Source organism: Sphingobacterium sp. MAE (assembly GCF_056711605.1).
Map to the genome: position 1 here is coordinate 1,143,853 of NZ_CM160044.1, position 18,500 is coordinate 1,162,352.

The window sequence follows — 18,500 nt, forward strand, 5'->3', positions numbered from 1 at the left end:
AAATATGATCATAATTTCGATAAAAAAAAAGTAAAAAATATTTAAAATAATTTGGAAATACGTTGAATTTAGCTATTTTTGTGGCATCAAAAGAGAAGGATATATAGTCATCTTTCTTGAGAAGATTCCTGAATAGCTCAGCTGGTTAGAGCATCTGACTGTTAATCAGAGGGTCGCTGGTTCGAGCCCAGCTTCAGGAGCATTAGGTTAAACCGGCTAAAAAGCCGGTTTTTTTTGTTTAAAGTTATTTATTTATACACTATGAGTTTAGTAGTAATGGGTACGGTGGCATTCGACGCTATCGAAACACCTTTTGGTAAGACAGATAAAATTGTTGGTGGAGCGGGAACTTTCGCAGCACTTTCAGCGTCTTTCTTATATGACCAAGTAAAATTAGTAGGCGTAATCGGTGAAGATTTTGGAGATGATAATCTCAATATCATTACGAGTAAAGGTGTAGATGTTGAGGGTATCCAGATCATAGAGGGGGGTAAATCATTTTTCTGGGCTGGTAAGTATCATAACGATATGAACAGTCGTGATACCATCACTACTGAATTGAATGTATTGGAAAATTTTGATCCGATTATTCCTGAGAGTTACCAAGATTGCGAATTTTTGTTATTGGGCAATGCGACTCCTCAAGTTCAGATGACGACTTTAAATCGCCTAAAAAACAAACCTAAATTGGTTGTTTTAGATACCATGAATTTCTGGATGGATATCGCTATGGATGATTTGAAAGCGGTATTGAAACATGTTGATGTATTAACTATTAATGATGGTGAGGCTCGTCAGCTATCTGGTGAGTATTCGTTGGTAAAAGCTGCTGCTGTTATTCTTGAAATGGGACCAAAATATTTGATCATTAAAAAAGGAGAGCATGGTGCTTTATTATTCGGTGAAGGACAGATTTTCTCAGCTCCAGCATTGCCTTTGGCTGAAGTATTTGATCCAACCGGTGCGGGTGATGCGTTTGCAGGTGGTTTTATCGGCTATTTGGCTAAAGTGAAAACAATTAACTTTACCAATATGAAAAATGCTGTGGTCTATGGATCCGCATTAGCATCATTCTGTGTTGAGAAATTTGGTACTGAACGCTTGCAGACTTTAACGCAGGAAGAAATCGAAGCTCGATTGAAGGCTTTCGTTTCTTTAGCTAAATTTGATATTTAATTATCCTATTTTTCCTATTATTGGAAACTTAAGAAATACTTGATCTGAGTGAGGAGCTTCTGAAAGCTCCTCAGTTAGGTCTTGACCCGCCCAATGCTCATAGTGTTTTCCGGATCTCCACAATCTACTTGCTGTGACATCGTATATTAATCCTTGAAAAGCCACCCATATTTCCGGCCGATCTTGACCATTTCTCAATGCAAGTTTCGATTTGGAATATACGGGAAGTGCTTCATGATGATCCATGAATCGAAGGTATAAAACTTAGTCGATAAGTTTATAAGTTGATAATGATTTTTTCATAACTTTTCGAGCGATATGTATTCGTGTTTTGACAGTACCAATAGGAATTGCTAAATATTCTGAAATTTCATGATACTTAAATCCTTCAAAATACATGCTAAAAGGGACATAGTAGTCTTCTGAAAGCTTAGAAAGCGCGGTATGTATATCTTCCATGACAAATTTATTTTCACCTTGGTTTTTTGATGCTGACAAGATCAAGTTAGCACTTGAAATTTCTTCTTCTTTAGTTATGAAAGAATTCGTTTTAACAATTCTTCTGTAATTGTTAATGAATGTATTTTTCATAATAGTATATAACCAACCTTTTAAATTGGTTCCCTCTCTAAAGTTGTTGAAATAGGTAACAGCCTTTAACATTGTGTCTTGCACCAAATCATTTGCATCTTCGGTGTCATTTGTAAATTTCTTTGCATAGTGTTTTAGGGAGTCGGATTGCTCTACCACTAATGAGTTGAATTCATACTTAGTCATATCACTGAATTTATATTCACTTTAAAATGAATGGTTTGCAAAACACTGAGAGAGAAATAAAATGTAAATTCCTCAGCGATTTTAATACGGTTCAGTAAACCGATTGCAAATAGTATGCTAATTATTGAGAATTGATATTAAATTAATAAATATTTAACAGGAAGTTTCGTTTATAGAAAAGTTGTTTTTCTATAAACACTAATTCAAATACCTAATAGGGCGCTTTTTTATAAAAATTTTTATGAAATATTTTTTTATTAAAAATCAAAAAATATTTACTTCACGTTCTAATTTCACATTGAATTTTTGATACACATCGTTTATTATTTTAGACGATAATTCAAAAATTTCATTTCCTGTAGCTGATTGTATATTTATTAGTACAAGGGCTTGGTTCTTCCATACACCTGCTTGACCGATGACTCGACCTTTCCAGTTGCATTGCTCAATCAGCCAACCTGCGGCAAGTTTTACACGTCCATCTGGCATATCATAACTGATCATATCTGGAAATAATGATTTGATCTTCTTGAACTGCTCAGCCGATATAATTGGATTCTTGAAAAAACTTCCTGCATTTCCAACTGTGCTCGGGTCTGGTAATTTTTCGACACGAATAGTCGACACCACTTCTGCAATATCTCGTATCGTAGGATGTGTTATTTTGCGTTTTTCAAGCTCCGTGCTGATTGCTCCATATGAAGTGTTGATCGATGGAGTAGTTTTAAGTTTATACGTTACCTCTGTAATAATGTATCTACCTTTTTGTTCGGATTTGAAAATACTATCTCGATAAGAAAATTGACAATCTTCATTATAAAAAATCCTAAATACACCTTCAAGTGTATCAAAGGCGACGCAGCTGTAAAAAATATCCATAAGTTCAGTGCCATAAGCTCCAATATTTTGGACTGGAGAGGCTCCGACTGTACCAGGGATAAGCGCCATGTTTTCTAATCCGTTGTAATTATTATCAACACAGAACCATACGAGATCATTCCAGATTTCGCCGGCTGATGCGGTTAGGAATATTTCCTGATGAACTTGGTTTGCATTTATTCCTTTGATGTTAATTTTGATGATATAGCCTTCATAGGGATGGGTGAATAAAATATTACTTCCACCGCCTAATGTCAGAAAGTCTTTTTCGAATATACCAGACTCATAAGCATCCAATAATTGAGTTGCTTCAGTGATCTCAATGAAATGGTGTGCAACTTCCTCAATGCCGAATGTGTTGTATTTTTTTAAAGAAATATCTGATTGTATGTTTATACCCATTGTTGACTAGTTTTTTCAAAAAATCAAAAAAATAAATTATCTTTATATAATAGTTAGTAAAGATAGTACAAAGCAGTAATTAAGTATAATTAATTTTTGAATTGATGGCAAATGCGGATTTAAAAAGAACGAGGATATTGGAGGCGGCAACACGTAGATTTGCGCATTTTGGTATGGCAAAAACAACCATGTCTGAAATTGCTACTGATTTGAATTTTTCAAAAGCACTGCTCTATTATTATTTCCCGGATAAGAATAGTTTATATTCTGCTGTATTTGAATACGTCATTGATAAAATGGTTCAAGATATTAAAGAAAAAATTAATACTTGTGATGATTTTGAAGAAATCATGATGTATACACTTGATAAAAGGGTTGAACAAATCAATAAGTACTATAATTTATTTGAATATACGATCAATATGGTCAAAGAGCTCCCTGAAGAATTGGAGCGTGTATTTAAAGAATCACATGTAAGGGAAGTCGAACTTTTTGTTGAAATATTAGTGATCGGCGTAGAGCACAATAAAATCGAGGTTGAAGATATTGAAGAGACAGCTCGAATTTTATTATATTCTTTATTTGGAATGCGCATGGGCATTTTGAAAGATATGAAAAACATGTTATTCCCGACCAAAGATGAGTTTGACGATATCTTGAGTTTACAAAAAAAGATGATGAAGATTTTCTTAAAGGGTTTAAGAAAATAGTTGTATATACATTATTTCTGCTTGATCGCTGTTATGATCTGTTGAGCATGAATTCTGGAATTTTCTATAAACCATAAATGAGTGTTTAGACCTCCGCATACAACACCTGCAAGATAAAGACCTTTAACGTTAGTTTCCATTGTTATAGGGTCATGCTCAGGAATACATGGAGACTCTTCACCGATATGAATTCCGACAGATTTTAGGAATTTGAAATTTGGCTGATATCCGGTCAGAGCCAATACAAAATCATTTTCTAGTACAACTTCAGCATCTGGCGTATGGATATAGGCGTGAGATTGGGTTACCTTGCTCAGTGTACTATTATACAATACGCGAATCTCACCAGCAGCAATCCTATTCTCAATGTCAGGTTTGACCCAGTACTTGACTCTTGGACTGATTTCTTTTCCACGTATAACAAGGGTAACATCTGCCCCTTTTCTAAAGGTCTCTAAAGCTGCGTCAATAGAGGAATTACTGGCGCCTACTACAATCACTTTTTGATTGACATAATAATGTGGATCATCATAATAATGTTTGACCTTATCCAAATCTTCTCCAGGAATGTTTAGTTGCATAGGAATATCATAAAAGCCAGTCGCAATGATGACGTATCTGGATGTATAGCTGTCTTTAACCGTTTGCGTATGGAAGCCAAATTCCGTTTTGTCAATTGATGTGACTTCTTCAAATAAATTAATTTTTAATTTGAACTTTTGTTGAATGCGTCGGTAATACTCCAGCGCTTCGGATCGCTTAGGTTTGGGCAATGTCGTTACGAAAGGTATATCTCCAATTTCTAATCGGTCTGATGAAGAAAAGAAAGTCATATTTTGGGGATAATGATAAAGTGAGTTGACAAGACATCCTTTTTCCAATATAAGATAGCTGAGATTATTCAATGATGCTTCTAAAGCACAGGCAAGTCCTATTGGGCCCCCACCTACGATGATGATATCGAAATAATTATCTTGCATAATTGCCATTTATTTTAACTATTGTACCTTTTTGTTTAACATCGGGTCGATTTCCGCGCTTGTTTTTTCTTTTAATTGCTGTACCAACTTTGCAATATCTGCTGCGATTTTATTGATAAATTGTAGTTGCTCTGTTAGTAAAATACTGTTTTCGTCCCTGATGTCATCTATTGCTATGAGAGTTTCAGGTATCTGAAAATCGACTGGTGTAAATGGATTTTCTTCATTGGGATTACTTAAATCTCTGATTGCACTTTCTAAGGAGCTTAATATCTTACGAATCAATTTGATATGTTCTTTTGTGATGCTGTGATTAGCTCTTGATGAAGTAACCTGATTATGTAAGGTAACTGCAAATGATGCTAAAACATGATTAAAAATAACAAACTTATTGACATCTTTTGTGTATTTCTGTTTGTTTTTGGGTTCTGTAAGCATACGTTGAAATGTTGATCCCATGTTGGCTGTTTCTACATACAGCTTTTTTCTAACCAACTTATATTCTGTAACTGTTGGTTCATTTCCTGCAATCTCTTTGATGGTCAATGCAATATAGTGATAACTTGCTTGGAGTAGCTTTTGCATAGAGACTTTAACTTGTGTTGACTCCCAATTTGGGAAGATAACATAACTGGAAAGGAATGCAATCATACCTCCAATAAAGGTATCAAAAATTCGCTCTTTTGTTACTTCAATTGTATTTGTACTGACAAAACTCAGCATGATCAGTACATAAGGCGTCATGAATATAACTGCTACAATATAATTGACTCGAAAGAGACTATAAGCGCTTAGGAAGAAAAATATGAGTAGTACAAAGCGAATGGTTTCATCATGTACCATAAAAAGGATGAAAGCTCCGATCAGTCCTCCAATTATGGTCCCCATTAGGCGCTGGATATTTCTTGATTTTGTTAATCCAAATCCTGGTTTTAAAATGACCATTATCGTCAGCAATATCCAAAATATATTTTGGCTGATATGAAATGACTTGGCTATAAAATAAGATAATGACATGACGATGGCCATGCGCAACGCATGTCTAAAATAAGTTGAATCTAAGGTTAGATTTTCTCTTATTTTTTTTAAATCAATAATGGATGGTTCAATGAATTTTTTTGCCTCATCGATTTCTTGCTTATTAATTTCTGTCGATTTTATGTGCGAATAGCTATAAATATCATTGATATGACGGATGATGTCTCGAACATTGATTAAAATTTTTCGAAGCGCAATGGCATTATATTGAAGTTCTTTTTCCACTTGATCGATCCTTTTGTGCATTAAATTGATCTCTTGATCAAAGTTGTACATTGGGGTTGGTATTCGATTTGCATTTAATTGATAGGCGATATGATCTAATTCATTCGTTAATTTTAAGATGATATGTTTAAATTCATTTAAAATACCGGTATGTCCAAATTTTTCACTGACTGCATTATAATCATAATGAGTTGCCATACTTTGCTCAAAGAGATCAATAATATCATTGAATACGAATGTTAAATACCGTCCAGTTTTGGTGGTATCTTTGATGGATCTTTTGCTCTGAAAGAGTAGATTTCGTACGTTTTCTTGATGGTCGTTTACTTCGACTTGTTTATCTATCAGTTTCAGATAATTTTTATCATTATCAACATTGATGTCGTAAAAATTAGCTTTTAAACGTAGGTAATCGGCAACATGACGAATGGATTCTGCAAGTTCCTGTTGCGTTAGTCTATAGGGTCTAATTTGCGTGATCGATAAGCTGATGATAATATACCAAAGGCAACCTATGGAGTAATAAAATAAATAGGTAAGTGCGCTGTCGAGTGTAAATGGTGTATCAACATGTATAAGCATCATCAACATGCACATCAACCCGACATTCGCTGCACGAGCATTGAACACTGCAAACATGGCAAAGATAAAGCACAAGGCAGCAATTAATATCGTTAGTAAATAAATATTGGAATTTACAGCGACTGTCAGAATAAAAGTTATAATTGTTAGTATCGCTGCAAAATACATCCCTGTACGACGGTGAGAGGGGGCGCCTGGAGTATCTGACAATCCAACCAACAGTGCTCCTAAGGACACGAATGTTCCATTTATGAACTGGCCCATTGCCGCAAAAATAATGACTGGAATGATACATCCGATGGTGATCCTGATACCATCGGCGAAGTATTGGCTATAAAAAAAACTTTTTATCTCTTGTGTCTGCTTCATAATCTAGAATACAAACAAATATACAAGATTGAATAGGAAAAGCTATGCTTTTTATTGTAAAAGCATAGCGGGTTCGTATTTGAAGATCGGTAATTAAATACCTGTTATTTTAGTTTCTACATTTCCTCTGGTAGCCTTTGAATAGGGGCATACATGATGTGCTTTTTCCGCAAGCTTTTGAGCTTGTTCGGCGCTAAGAGTAGGTACATGTAAATCAATTTCTGCAGAAATAAAGAAGGCATTGTTTTCTTCGTTAAATGATGCGCGTACCGTCACTGTAGCATCGGTCATATCGACGTTATCTTTTTCTCCTACTGCGGCAACGGCTCCTAAAAAACATGAACTCCATGCTGCTGCAAATAATTGCTCTGGATTGGTCGCGTTTCCATCACCGCCCATAGCTGTTGGTTTTTTTACAATTAAATCAATGATACCATCTGAAGATTTTACTTCACCATTACGTCCGCCAGTTGCAGTAACTTCTGCTGTATAAATTTTTCCCATTTTGTAACATTTAGTAATTTGTACTTGATCAAAAATAATATAACAAGTGAAAAACGTTTTTGTTCTTAATAATATTGTAATTTTAAGATGTTATTATTAGTTTTTTTTCATTTAAATGATTATTTGAATATAAATTTTATATATTTGAATGTTTGATCATATTCAAACGTTCTCCATTAACTACAACTGTTTTTTCTATAATATGAAATTAAGTACAAAAGAAGCCGTTTTTCAAAACGAAGTTTTGACGCGATTTGAACTTTTTAAAAGTCTATTTTTAACGCTACCCTTCCAACAGGTAAAGGATACGGGTACCTTATTACCTTTTTTTGCCAAACACTGTGAAAATGGAGTAGAGAAGCATCAAACTCCGGAAGATATCATCAATACTTTTTTTGAGCAGCATGAAATTTATTCGGATGAGGAAACTCAAGTCGATTTGTTATTTCGATTTGTACAATACATCGAAAGACAGGTGGTGCTTTTTGATGCAATTGAAGATTCTTCATTTAAAGCAATTGGTAAAACAGATCAATCTTCACAGCTTGGGTCTTTAATTAAATCTTCAGAAACAAATCCGGAACTTAAGCGAAAAATAGTTGCGAAACTAAAAGATTTCTCTGTCCGCCTTGTATTGACTGCTCACCCGACTCAGTTTTATCCTGGATCTGTATTGTCGATTATCAATGATCTGATCAGTGCAATCAAAGAGAATGATATTCATAATATTCATTTATTATTGCAACAACTTGGTAAAACACCTTTTATCAATAATAACAAGCCTACTCCGGTTGATGAAGCGATTAGCTTGGCTTGGTTTCTAGAAAATGTGTTCTACAAAGTAGCTTCTGAGATCCAAACTTATATTGATGATGAGCTGGGGATTGAGACAGAGGAAGTGAGGCAATTGATTGAGCTTGGTTTTTGGCCAGGGGGGGATCGCGATGGAAATCCAAATGTGAGTGCTGATAGTACTAAAAAAGTGGCAACACTTTTAAGAACTATTTTATTCCGTTGTTATTACAGAGATTTCAGAGTGGTGAAACGCCGTATTACTTTTAGAGGTGTTGAACAATATATGGACAATCTACAGGAGCTATTTTATGAAAATAGTTTTAATCCTGTTGAAAACCCTGTCGATGAGACTGCTCATATTATTGAAAATTTAAAAGCTATTCAGGAGGTACTGAAAGAAAAGCATAATAATCTTTTCGTGGAGATCGTCGATGATCTTTTGCGTAAGGTAATGACTTTTGGTTGCTTTTTTACAACATTGGACATTCGCCAAGATAGTAGTATCTTGACTCAAACTTTTGATTATATCATTAAAAAATACTCTAAAGAAACCGGTATTTCTGCTGATTTTGGATCATTGTCCGAGATAGATAAGCAAGAGGCCATCAATTTTAAGGAGTTGGATCTGAAATTTGATGATGAAGCTACAGCATTGGAAAAAGATACGCTAGAGGTGATCCGTTTGCTCAAAAATATTCAAAAATCAGGTTCTGAACGTGCTGCGCAGCGTTTTATCATTAGTAATTGTCAGCAAGCAAGTGATATTTTAGGTTTAAGACAACTTTTCTTATGGTCAGGATGGACCAAGGATGCCTTGACAATTGATTTTGTACCATTATTTGAAACTGTAGATGATTTGACCCGCGCTGCAGATGTGATGAAATCCCTTTATACGAATAAGGAATATGCAAAGCACCTTAAATTAAGAGGGAATAAGCAAACGATCATGCTGGGTTATTCGGATAGTACTAAAGATGGGGGATATCTAATGGCTAATTGGTCTATCTACAGTGCAAAAATTGAATTAACGGCTATTGCTAGAGAATATGATGTTGATCTTGTATTTTTCGATGGTCGTGGAGGTCCACCTGCAAGGGGAGGAGGTAAAACGCAAAGATTTTATGCTTCAATGGGACAGGAAATTGCGAATGATCATATTCAATTGACTATACAGGGACAGACTATCAGTAGCCAATATGGTTCTTTAGATACTGCCCGATTTAATATTGAACAGCTTTTACATGCTGGTATTATTTCCGATCTTAAACAGCGATCGAGTGATACGTTGACTCCACATCAAAAAGGTATTGTCGATAAATTAGCTGATCTGAGCTATAATAAATTTATGGATTTGCGTAAAAATCCTTTATTCTTGAGTTATTTAGAAAACCTATCACCATTAAAGGCGCTATCGTCTATCAATATCAGTAGTCGCCCAGTTAAACGAAATTCGGATAAGGAATTGAAACTTAAAGATCTGCGTGCGATCAGTTTCGTCACTGCGTGGAGCCAGTTAAAACAAAATATACCAGGTTTTTACGGTGTAGGTACTGCATTGAAATGGGCAGAGCAGAATAATCTTTGGAAGGATGTACAACAATTATATTTGTCTTCCGGGTTCTTCCAGACATTAATCGACAATTGTATGATGTCCATGACCAAATCCAATTTTGATATTACTTCTTACATGCAATTTGATGAGAAGTATGGTGCATTTTGGAAAATGCTTCATGAGGAATTTTTAGTGACTAAGGAGTACTTACTAAAATTAAGCAATACTTCTAAGTTGATGGAAAACTATCCTATTGATCGCGAGTCCATATTGGCTCGTGAAAATATTGTATTGCCCTTATTGATTATTCAGCATTATGCGATCAAAGTGATCAATGAAGGTAATTTGGATGAAAAGAAACGGGACATATATGCTAAATTGATTGCTAGGACCATTTATGGTGTTGTCAATGCAGGTCGAAATGTGGCATAAAGTTTCAACTCTTTTTTAATAAGAGTTTTGAAGCCCGTTTATTTTATTATTTTTGTGCTGTTAATATAATTGATATGAAATTTAATAAGTTATTTATAGCGGTAGCAGTTTGTGGAAGTTCTTTATTGGCTTCTTGTAACTACCAAACAGGTTTGGATAACCAATATAAAAATTCACGTGCTTCTTTAGCTGATGGAGATGCTTATGCAATGTTTAAATATGTTGGAGAGCAAGGGAATTATTTAGTTAATTTGGCCAAGTTTGCTGAGTCAAAATCGACTTCTGCTGATACGAAAGCATTATCAGCAAAGATTCAGGAGGCATACACTACGATTCTTCCTCAGTTGGATTCTTTATCATTAAGTCTTCATGTGAATGATGCTATGAGAGGTGTTCCTGCTTTTGAAGCACCTGCTGCTTTAGGTACAGACAGTACTGCTGCATTTAATGATAAGGCTTACGCTGATGTGGTAGCTAAGATTCAGGCTGAAGTAAATAACAAATTGACGAAAGAGTCACATAATACTAATGCTGCTGTAAACCATTTTTCACATGAGAGTTTAGAAAAATTACAGGAAGTATATAAACTTGCTGGTGGAAAAGTAGATGAGCATGCACATCACTAAATAAAACTTTATTTTAATGACTGTAAATAAAATAGTTACAGGTGTTTTGTCGTATGGAATGTCCGGAAGGGTATTCCATACGCCATTTATAGCCAATAATGATCGCTTTGAATTGCGGGCAGTAGTGGAGCGATCTACTAAAAAAGCGCATATAGATTATCCCTCCATTATCAGTTATGATCGTGTTGAGGAACTTCTAGCCGATGAGGCAATTGAACTTGTTATTGTCAATACGCCCAATGATACACACGTAGCATTTGCAAAGCAAGCTCTACTAGCGGGAAAACATGTACTGATAGAAAAGCCATTTGCTCCAACGGTCGCAGAAGCGAAAGAATTGTTTGATCTAGGAAGAAAGGTTGGTAAATTTGTGCTGCCGTACCATAATAGACGATTTGATTCGGATTTTAATTCTTTGAAGTCTGTTTTAGAATCCAATAAGTTGGGCGAACCGGTTGAGCTGCATCTACGATTTGATCGATATCGTGCAGAAATAGGTCAAAAGGTCTTCAAAGAAACAAAACGTCCTGCTGCAGGTATCTTATTTGACCTAGGGTCGCATTTATTGGATCAGGTGATCTCATTATTTGGGAAACCCATCTCTGCTGTGAAAAGAACATCTATTCATCGTAAGGATTCGGAGGTGGATGATTTTGCAACATTATTGCTGACTTTTGATCAAGGGCTGACTGTATATATTACAGTGAGTATGTTGGTCTTAGAATCACAATATAGTTTTTTGCTACATGGTACAAACGGAACTTTTGTGAAGAACCGTACGGACGTTCAAGAAAATCAATTACTTGCTGGTGTCAGTCCAATTGATGATCACTACGGTGAGGAAAATGAAGATGCACTAGGCTTATTGACTTATCTGGAGCATGACAATTTGATTTCTGAGCAATTAAAGGCATTAAAAGGTGATTATATGCAATTATTTGATGCCGTATATGAGCAAATCAGAAATAATCGAGCATACTTTGTTACAGAAGAACAGATTTATTGGCAGCTGGAAATATTGGAGCAACCATCTTTGTGTTAAGTTATTATTTTGTTTATAATAATTTAACATAAAATGCACCTTGGCTTCATTTATTATTTATATTTTCGAAACAATTAAAGAGGTATTGTTGATAAGGAATAAGTTATTCCCTTTCAATAAGAAATCAATTTCATTTTTATTTACTTTAACTGTATTAATGTGAGGTATGCTGCGATCGATATCGGCTCAAATGCTGTCAGACTTTTAATTGCTGATATTATTCAAGAAAAGGATGGTTTTTCATTTAAAAAGAATACCCTGTTAAGGGTGCCACTTCGTCTTGGTGATGATGCTTTTATTCATCAAAAATTATCGCCTAAGAAAGCGGAGAATTTAGTGAAGACTATGCGCGCTTTCCGAGATCTGATGGATGTCTATAATGTGGAAGATTATATGGCTTGCGCCACATCTGCCATGCGCGACGTATCTAATGGCCCTGAAGTAGTAAAGAAAGTAAGTGAAATTGGTATAGACATCGCTATTATTGATGGCACTACAGAAGCTGAAATCATCTACAATAGCCACTTGGAGGCAAAGATGGATCTTGATAAGGTTTATTTGTATATAGATGTCGGTGGAGGCAGTACAGAGTTATCTTTATTTGCAAATGCTAAGCTTGTGAATTCTAAATCGTTTAATTTGGGTACGATCCGTATTCTCGATAATAAGGATGAGCAGGAAACTTGGGATGATCTTAAAGAATGGGTAACCAACAATACCAAAATGTACAAACAGGTATATGGTATTGGTACGGGTGGAAATATTAATAAACTATCCCGATTGGCTAGTGAAAAGGCTGATAAACCTATTTCTTATGCAAAATTGAAAGCGCTTTATCATTATTTAACATCGTATTCTTTAAAAGAGCGCATTACGTTATTGGGTTTAAATGATGATCGTGCTGATGTTATTATTCCTGCTACAGAGATTTTCATGACGATCATGAAGTATGGGCATTTGAAACAGATCATGGTACCACGTGTGGGCTTAGTTGATGGTGTGATCCATACTTTAATAAAAAAGAATTTATTAAATCAGGGCGTATAAAATAAAAATTAGGATCTAAGTAAAAAATACTTGCAGATTTTAAAAAAACGTTTAAATTTGCGTTACCATTTTGAAAATAGGCCCAGGTGGCGAAATTGGTAGACGCACCATCTTGAGGGGGTGGCGCCCGTATGGGTGTGGCAGTTCGAATCTGCTTCTGGGTACATCATATTGATGATATAAAAAAGGTCTGGATACTTCCAGACCTTTTTTTATATGTTGTTGGCTCTTACCGTTATTTCTGCAATGTCTAAAACCTCTATTTCTGATTCTTTTTCTTTGATTTTGACACCATCTTTAAGCATTGTCATACAAAATGGACATGCAGCAGCTACAATTGTTGCCTGGCTGTCAATAACTTCTTCGATCCGTTCTATATTGACATCTTTTGTCCCTTTCTCGGGCTCTTTGAACATCTGACCTCCACCAGCCCCACAGCAGAGACCATTGCTCTTACATCTTTTTAATTCTATCAATTGTGCATCTAAACTTTCCAATACTTTTCTTGGTGCCTCGTAAACTTCATTTGCACGGCCTAAATAACAAGGATCATGATAGGTGATCTTTTTACCCTGGAATACATTTCCATCTGCAGGTTTTAATTTCCCTTCATCAATTAACCCTTGGATCAATTGCGTATGATGGATGAGTTCATAATTGCCTCCTAAGGCCGGATACTCATTTTTAAGGGTATTGAAACAATGAGGACAGGCGGTCACTATTTTTTTTACATGGTATCCATCCAATACCTGGATGTTCATCATGGCTTGCATTTGAAATAAAAACTCGTTACCCGCACGTTTTGCTGGATCTCCTGTACAACTTTCTTCTGTGCCTAGTATGGCATATTTGATGCCTACATGTTGTAAAATGCGACAAATATCACGGGTTATTTTTTGTGCTCTTTCATCAAAACTTCCTGCGCAACCTACCCAAAATAGAATATCTGCGGTTTCACCTTTAGCCGTTAATTCGGCCATAGTTGGGACGTGTAATTCTTTTTCCATGATTCTAATTTTATAAAAGTATTATTGTTGCGATGTCCAGTTTGCACGATCCATCTGTGAATATTTCCATGGAGCACCATTATTCTCTACATTTCCAAACATGGCATTGATGCTGGCTGGCGCTTTCGATTCTTCCATGACAGAATACCGTCTTAATTCAACAATAATTTCAAGGGGATTAATATTAACAGGACATTGTTCTACGCATGCGTTACAGCTCGTACAGGCCCATAGTTCTTCGCGTGTTATGTACGTGTCCAATAACGATTTTCCGTCGTCTACAAAGTTTCCATTTGCCTTTATATTTTTACCGACTTCATCTATACGATCACGGGTATCCATCATGATCTTTCTTGGTGATAATAACTTGCCTGTGATATTAGCTGGACAGGAGGCTGTACAGCGACCGCATTCGGTGCAGGTGTAGGCATCAAGTAGATTTTTCCATGTCAAGTCTTGGACATCTTTTGCTCCAAATCGAACTGGCTCATCTGTAGTAGGAGGGGTAAAGCTAGGATCGAGCATTGCTTTTACCTCATTTGTTACATTTTCCATATTTGTTAATTCTCCCTTAGGCCTTAAATTTGAAAAGTACGTGTTGGGGAATGCCAAAAGGATGTGTAAATGTTTTGAATAGGGTAAATAATTGAGGAAGGCAAATACACCTAAAATATGGAACCACCAACAAATTCGCTCAATAACCATTAACGATGAAGGATCGGATGGTAAAAAGGAGATGATATATTGACTGATCGGAAATGATCCTGCAGTGATGTAATGTGACTCACCATAGAGCTGTAATTTTTGATCTGCTGCGTTCATGAGCAGGAACGCCATCATCAATAGAATTTCTGTTATCAGAATAAGATTGGCATCGGTTTTTGGCCAATTCTTTAATTCAGGACTATTGAGACGTTTCAGATGAATCACATTTCTACGAATGAAGAAAATGATACAACCAAGAAGTACGCCAAATGCTAACCATTCAAATGATGCTATCAGCAAATTATAGAAACTTCCTAAAAATGATAAAAATCGGTGTGTCCCAAATATTCCGTCAATGACGATTTCGATCATTTCAATATTAATGATGCAAAAACCGATATAGACAAAAAGATGTAAAATTGCAGGTACAACTCTTTTAAACATTTTCTTTTGACCGAAAGCGACTAGTAGCATGGTCTTAAGACGTTCTGCAGGTTTGTCGTTTCTATTGAGCGCTCTTCCTATTTTAATATTTTTATATATCTGTCTTGCATTTTTTGCAAACAGAATAATCGCGCTAACAAAGCATAATATAAATATAAGTTGGCTAATCATATCTTTTTATAACAGTATATACACAAATATAATATAAATAATATATTATGCTTGCATAATACATTATTTAGAATTTTTAAAAACAATTGGCTGATTTGGATAATTTGATTTGAAGACATATTCATATGAGGAGCCTATAAGTTTTTTATAACTGATAAGTCAATCTTCTGATTCTGTATACTTCAGCATAATAACGTTTAGTGATTTGAATCGAGCGTGCATTTGTAATGCCGGTAAAAATGTTCAAAGATGAAGATTAATCTCGACAATGTGTTGTTCCAAGTAAATGATCTGATAACCAGGTAAGGTAAGGTAAGGTAAGGTAAGGTAAGGTAAGGTAAGGTAAGGTAAGGTAAGGTAAGGTAAGGTAAGGTAAGGTAAGGTAAGGTAAGGTAAGGTAAGGTAAGGTAAGGTAAGGTAAGGTAAGGTAAGGTAAGGTAAGGTAAGGTAAGGTAAGGTAAGGTAAGGTAAGGTAAGGTAAGGTAAGGTAAGGTAAGGTAAGGTAAGGTAAGGTAAGGTAAGGTAAGGTAAGGTAAGGTAAGGTAAGGTAAAACAAAAACAGCAACCTATAAGGTTGCTGTTTTTGTTAAAATCTGAAAGATTTTACAGAGATTAATTCATTATTTTTTTGCTGGTGTCGGAGTAGCAGTAGCTGAAATACCTAATTTGGTTTTAACAGCAGCAGTTAAATCATCACCACCTTGAAAATAAGGAATGTTAGTGCTTGAAATATCAAAAACATAAGCATATCCTTTTTCTTTAGATACGTTGTTAAGTGCTTCTGATACTTTTCTATGAATCGGAGAAATTAACTCTTCTTCTTTTTTGTTTAATTCTTCTTGAGCAACACGTTGGTTTTCATTGATACGAGTTTCGATATCACGTAATTCAGTACCTAATTTTTGCAATTCAACATCTACAGTTTCTTTGTTTGCTTCACTTCTATTACGTGCTTTGTCATTTGCTTCTTTTTGTTTTGTTTGATACATCGCATACATATCTTGAAGCTCTTTTGTTTTTCCATCACTTAACGTTTTCAATTGTCCTTCAGCCGTTTTGAATTCTGGAGTTGATTGAATAATTTCCGCAAAATTGATATGACCAATTTTTTGTTGTGCATGAGCTAACTGAGTTGCAAAAAAAACTGCTACAAATGCAATAGCACCTTTAAATAAATTTTTCATTCTTTTCATGTTAATCTTAAATCGTCTCTTCAAATTATTTTGAGACAAATTTTTGTGTTTCTAATTTAATACTTAATAATACTCCTATTCGTTCTCGCAATATTAGTAAACTAATATTTAGTTTGCAAGTGCAGGATTTGGTTTTAATCCTAATTTAATAATGACGTCATTACTTTTATCAAGTTTTGGATTTGCATATAGGAAAGTCACTTCTTGACCTCTATCTAATATGATGTCTAAGCTTTGTGCTTTTGCTAAATCTTGAATTGCTTTAGAGACACGTTGTTGTATAGGTTGAACCAGTTTTTCACGTTGCTTAAATAACTCACCTTCAAAACCAAACTTTTGCTTTTGATAATCTTTAACATCTTTTTCTTTTTTCACGATCTCATCTTCCCGACGTCTACGCATATCTTCGTTTAATAAAACTTGATCGTTTTGATAAGCTTTATACAATTTTTCGATTTCCGCGTATTGCTGGTCAACATCTTGCTGCCATTTTTGAGATAAATCATCTAATTGTTTTTGAGCAGACGTATATTCAGGAATATGTTTTAAAATATATTCTGAATTCACATATGCAAAATTTTGCGCAAAAGTAGCTGATACGGTAACTACAACAAATGCTATTACTAATATTATTTTTTTCATAAACCCAATCTTTTAATCTTCTGACAAATCTAAAACTAAATAGTTTAATATAATAGTATGCTAAATTAAATAAAAAAATGGTTTAACAGCTATATTATATTAGCCTTTCACAATTTTTAACAGTTGATATTGTGTATGACTTTGCGTTTTGAAATTTTCAAATATATAAGGCTTGTTGAACACATATTTTATATGTCGTAATAATCCTATCAAAACATAATTCATTATGACTGAAGTTAAAATAAATAGTTGATTATTGAAGATATTATATAATTGAAAATATCTTCAAAGTATAAAAGTAATTCTTTTACGATAATTTACTGAAATAGAGAATATTTGTGTTTGACATTGTTAGAATCAATTATAATCTTCATTTGCTCTAGTTTATATTTTCATCATTTATTTGCATTGATCTACTAATTTTGTATTAAGCCTTATAATATGGGACTTAATATATTAAAAAGATTATATTCAAAATGAATATTAGTTTCTTTGTTATTTTTTATCTAATCTAGCAGATCTGACTCACATTAGTATATTTATTTTTAAAAGTATAAAATACTATATAGTAAACTTCCCCAAAATGGGAAGGCTTCAGCTTCAATATAATCTATATTATAATTGGAAGCTATAGAAGCTATTTATCCAAAAACCAAAGTTCAGTTATGCATTGTGTACCAGATCCGATCAAGTATGCACTACGTTACGGAAAAGGATAATACGTTACAGAAAAGGATAAAAAGGCTGTTATTCGGGGCCTGAAGCCGTTTTATAAAGCTTTCCACGAAGAAATGGGCTATGAAAATAAACTGGTCTTCGAAGAGAAATGGGGAAAAGAAATATCCAATAGCTGCTAAGACATGGCTATAAAACTGGGCCAATCTCTCTACTTTTTTTGAGAATGATGAGCAGGTACGTAAAACTATTTACACCACAAATCCAATTGAGGGCATGCACCGTCAGATCCGTAAAATTAGCAAACCGAGCATAGCGAGCTCATGAATACCTATAAAAACAAACACGAATGAATAAACTAAAGGTGCATTTAGTTCTGCGCAGGCTCTTATGAAGTTGATGTTCTTGATAATAAAGGACATCTCTAAAAAGTGGACGATGCCAGTGCACAACTGGGACTTGACCATATCGCAACTTTACATTAAATTTGGAGATAGACTCAAACTTGATAGAGGCTTTTAGCATTA

The 18,500-nt window shown here is 34.7% G+C and carries 16 protein-coding genes, 2 tRNA genes and 1 pseudogene; 9 read left to right on the forward strand and 10 right to left on the reverse strand.

Annotated elements, in window-relative coordinates:
* Window positions 1-126: 126 nt before the first annotated feature.
* Both AC06G9_RS04840 and AC06G9_RS04845 read left to right on the forward strand, forming a co-directional pair.
* Window positions 127-200, forward strand: a tRNA-Asn gene (locus AC06G9_RS04840).
* 61 nt (window positions 201-261) lie between these two features.
* Entirely contained in the window at window positions 262-1,176 is a 915-nt protein-coding gene (locus tag AC06G9_RS04845; RefSeq protein ID WP_045754823.1) for a PfkB family carbohydrate kinase, read from the forward strand.
* On the opposite strand, the gene AC06G9_RS04850 is transcribed toward AC06G9_RS04845, so the two are convergent.
* From AC06G9_RS04850 to murB, 3 genes are all read right to left on the reverse strand, one after another.
* Window positions 1,177-1,422, reverse strand: coding sequence for a cytochrome b5 domain-containing protein (locus AC06G9_RS04850; RefSeq protein WP_045754822.1), 246 nt, complete (start codon window positions 1,420-1,422; stop codon window positions 1,177-1,179).
* Window positions 1,423-1,440: 18 nt separating this feature from the next.
* Window positions 1,441-1,953, reverse strand: a complete 513-nt coding sequence (locus AC06G9_RS04855) for an RNA polymerase sigma factor (RefSeq protein WP_045754821.1) — start codon at window positions 1,951-1,953, stop codon at window positions 1,441-1,443.
* Between the two features lie 264 nt (window positions 1,954-2,217).
* Window positions 2,218-3,234, reverse strand: a complete 1,017-nt coding sequence (gene murB / locus AC06G9_RS04860) for a UDP-N-acetylmuramate dehydrogenase (RefSeq protein WP_045754820.1) — start codon at window positions 3,232-3,234, stop codon at window positions 2,218-2,220.
* 104 nt (window positions 3,235-3,338) lie between these two features.
* Between murB and AC06G9_RS04865 the strand changes: the two genes are divergently transcribed.
* A complete protein-coding gene (locus AC06G9_RS04865; protein ID WP_045754819.1) occupies window positions 3,339-3,944 on the forward strand; it encodes a TetR/AcrR family transcriptional regulator in 606 nt (201 codons plus the stop codon).
* An 11-nt stretch (window positions 3,945-3,955) separates the two neighbouring features.
* Here AC06G9_RS04865 and AC06G9_RS04870 read toward each other — a convergent pair whose 3' ends face one another.
* The 3 genes from AC06G9_RS04870 to AC06G9_RS04880 all read right to left on the reverse strand — a co-directional run bounded on the left by AC06G9_RS04870 (window position 3,956) and on the right by AC06G9_RS04880 (window position 7,642).
* Entirely contained in the window at window positions 3,956-4,924 is a 969-nt protein-coding gene (locus tag AC06G9_RS04870) for a YpdA family putative bacillithiol disulfide reductase (RefSeq protein WP_480957614.1), read from the reverse strand.
* 18 nt (window positions 4,925-4,942) lie between these two features.
* The gene (locus tag AC06G9_RS04875; protein ID WP_480957615.1) at window positions 4,943-7,138 is read right to left on the reverse strand and encodes an FUSC family protein; all 2,196 of its coding nucleotides are present in this window, start codon (window positions 7,136-7,138) and stop codon (window positions 4,943-4,945) included.
* Between the two features lie 93 nt (window positions 7,139-7,231).
* Window positions 7,232-7,642, reverse strand: a complete 411-nt coding sequence (locus tag AC06G9_RS04880; protein WP_045754816.1) for an organic hydroperoxide resistance protein — start codon at window positions 7,640-7,642, stop codon at window positions 7,232-7,234.
* Window positions 7,643-7,844: 202 nt separating this feature from the next.
* On the opposite strand from AC06G9_RS04880, the gene AC06G9_RS04885 reads away from it, so the two are divergent.
* The 5 genes from AC06G9_RS04885 to AC06G9_RS04905 all read left to right on the forward strand — a co-directional run bounded on the left by AC06G9_RS04885 (window position 7,845) and on the right by AC06G9_RS04905 (window position 13,300).
* Entirely contained in the window at window positions 7,845-10,421 is a 2,577-nt protein-coding gene (locus tag AC06G9_RS04885) for a phosphoenolpyruvate carboxylase (protein WP_480957616.1), read from the forward strand.
* Between the two features lie 74 nt (window positions 10,422-10,495).
* Window positions 10,496-11,047, forward strand: a complete 552-nt coding sequence (locus AC06G9_RS04890; RefSeq protein ID WP_293928238.1) for a hypothetical protein — start codon at window positions 10,496-10,498, stop codon at window positions 11,045-11,047.
* Between the two features lie 16 nt (window positions 11,048-11,063).
* Window positions 11,064-12,089, forward strand: a complete 1,026-nt coding sequence (locus AC06G9_RS04895; protein WP_045754814.1) for a Gfo/Idh/MocA family oxidoreductase — start codon at window positions 11,064-11,066, stop codon at window positions 12,087-12,089.
* Window positions 12,090-12,248: 159 nt separating this feature from the next.
* On the forward strand, window positions 12,249-13,136 hold the full coding sequence (locus AC06G9_RS04900) for a Ppx/GppA phosphatase family protein (protein WP_045754813.1): 888 nt from the start codon (window positions 12,249-12,251) through the stop codon (window positions 13,134-13,136).
* 80 nt (window positions 13,137-13,216) lie between these two features.
* Window positions 13,217-13,300: transfer RNA gene (locus AC06G9_RS04905), tRNA-Leu, on the forward strand.
* A 48-nt stretch (window positions 13,301-13,348) separates the two neighbouring features.
* Here AC06G9_RS04905 and AC06G9_RS04910 read toward each other — a convergent pair.
* The 4 genes from AC06G9_RS04910 to AC06G9_RS04925 form a co-directional block, all read right to left on the reverse strand.
* Window positions 13,349-14,143 carry a (Fe-S)-binding protein gene (locus AC06G9_RS04910; protein WP_045754812.1) on the reverse strand — a complete coding sequence of 265 codons (795 nt, stop codon included), beginning with the start codon at window positions 14,141-14,143 and terminating at the stop codon, window positions 13,349-13,351.
* 21 nt (window positions 14,144-14,164) lie between these two features.
* Window positions 14,165-15,463 (reverse strand): 4Fe-4S dicluster domain-containing protein, encoded by a 1,299-nt coding sequence (locus tag AC06G9_RS04915; protein ID WP_045754811.1) that lies wholly within the window; start codon window positions 15,461-15,463, stop codon window positions 14,165-14,167.
* Between the two features lie 620 nt (window positions 15,464-16,083).
* Window positions 16,084-16,647: an OmpH/Skp family outer membrane protein gene (locus tag AC06G9_RS04920; protein ID WP_045755219.1), complete on the reverse strand. Its 564-nt coding sequence runs from the start codon at window positions 16,645-16,647 to the stop codon at window positions 16,084-16,086.
* A 117-nt stretch (window positions 16,648-16,764) separates the two neighbouring features.
* The gene (locus tag AC06G9_RS04925) at window positions 16,765-17,298 is read right to left on the reverse strand and encodes an OmpH/Skp family outer membrane protein (RefSeq protein ID WP_480957617.1); all 534 of its coding nucleotides are present in this window, start codon (window positions 17,296-17,298) and stop codon (window positions 16,765-16,767) included.
* A 624-nt stretch (window positions 17,299-17,922) separates the two neighbouring features.
* On the opposite strand from AC06G9_RS04925, the pseudogene AC06G9_RS04930 reads away from it, so the two are divergent.
* Window positions 17,923-18,495, forward strand: a pseudogene (locus AC06G9_RS04930) (transposase); the annotation flags it as partial.
* Between the last annotated feature and the right edge of the window lie 5 nt (window positions 18,496-18,500).

Excerpts from the sequence above, each read along its gene's own strand:
- AC06G9_RS04845 (WP_045754823.1), top strand. The coding sequence starts at position 262 with ATGAGTTTAGTAGTAATGGGTACGGTGGCATTCGACGCTATCGAAACA.
- AC06G9_RS04850 (WP_045754822.1), bottom strand. The coding sequence starts at position 1,422 with ATGGATCATCATGAAGCACTTCCCGTATATTCCAAATCGAAACTTGCA.
- AC06G9_RS04855 (WP_045754821.1), bottom strand. The coding sequence starts at position 1,953 with ATGACTAAGTATGAATTCAACTCATTAGTGGTAGAGCAATCCGACTCC.
- murB (WP_045754820.1), bottom strand. The coding sequence starts at position 3,234 with ATGGGTATAAACATACAATCAGATATTTCTTTAAAAAAATACAACACA.
- AC06G9_RS04865 (WP_045754819.1), top strand. The coding sequence starts at position 3,339 with ATGGCAAATGCGGATTTAAAAAGAACGAGGATATTGGAGGCGGCAACA.
- AC06G9_RS04870 (WP_480957614.1), bottom strand. The coding sequence starts at position 4,924 with ATGCAAGATAATTATTTCGATATCATCATCGTAGGTGGGGGCCCAATA.
- AC06G9_RS04875 (WP_480957615.1), bottom strand. The coding sequence starts at position 7,138 with ATGAAGCAGACACAAGAGATAAAAAGTTTTTTTTATAGCCAATACTTC.
- AC06G9_RS04880 (WP_045754816.1), bottom strand. The coding sequence starts at position 7,642 with ATGGGAAAAATTTATACAGCAGAAGTTACTGCAACTGGCGGACGTAAT.
- AC06G9_RS04885 (WP_480957616.1), top strand. The coding sequence starts at position 7,845 with ATGAAATTAAGTACAAAAGAAGCCGTTTTTCAAAACGAAGTTTTGACG.
- AC06G9_RS04890 (WP_293928238.1), top strand. The coding sequence starts at position 10,496 with ATGAAATTTAATAAGTTATTTATAGCGGTAGCAGTTTGTGGAAGTTCT.
- AC06G9_RS04895 (WP_045754814.1), top strand. The coding sequence starts at position 11,064 with ATGACTGTAAATAAAATAGTTACAGGTGTTTTGTCGTATGGAATGTCC.
- AC06G9_RS04910 (WP_045754812.1), bottom strand. The coding sequence starts at position 14,143 with ATGGAAAAAGAATTACACGTCCCAACTATGGCCGAATTAACGGCTAAA.
- AC06G9_RS04915 (WP_045754811.1), bottom strand. The coding sequence starts at position 15,463 with ATGATTAGCCAACTTATATTTATATTATGCTTTGTTAGCGCGATTATT.
- AC06G9_RS04920 (WP_045755219.1), bottom strand. The coding sequence starts at position 16,647 with ATGAAAAATTTATTTAAAGGTGCTATTGCATTTGTAGCAGTTTTTTTT.
- AC06G9_RS04925 (WP_480957617.1), bottom strand. The coding sequence starts at position 17,298 with ATGAAAAAAATAATATTAGTAATAGCATTTGTTGTAGTTACCGTATCA.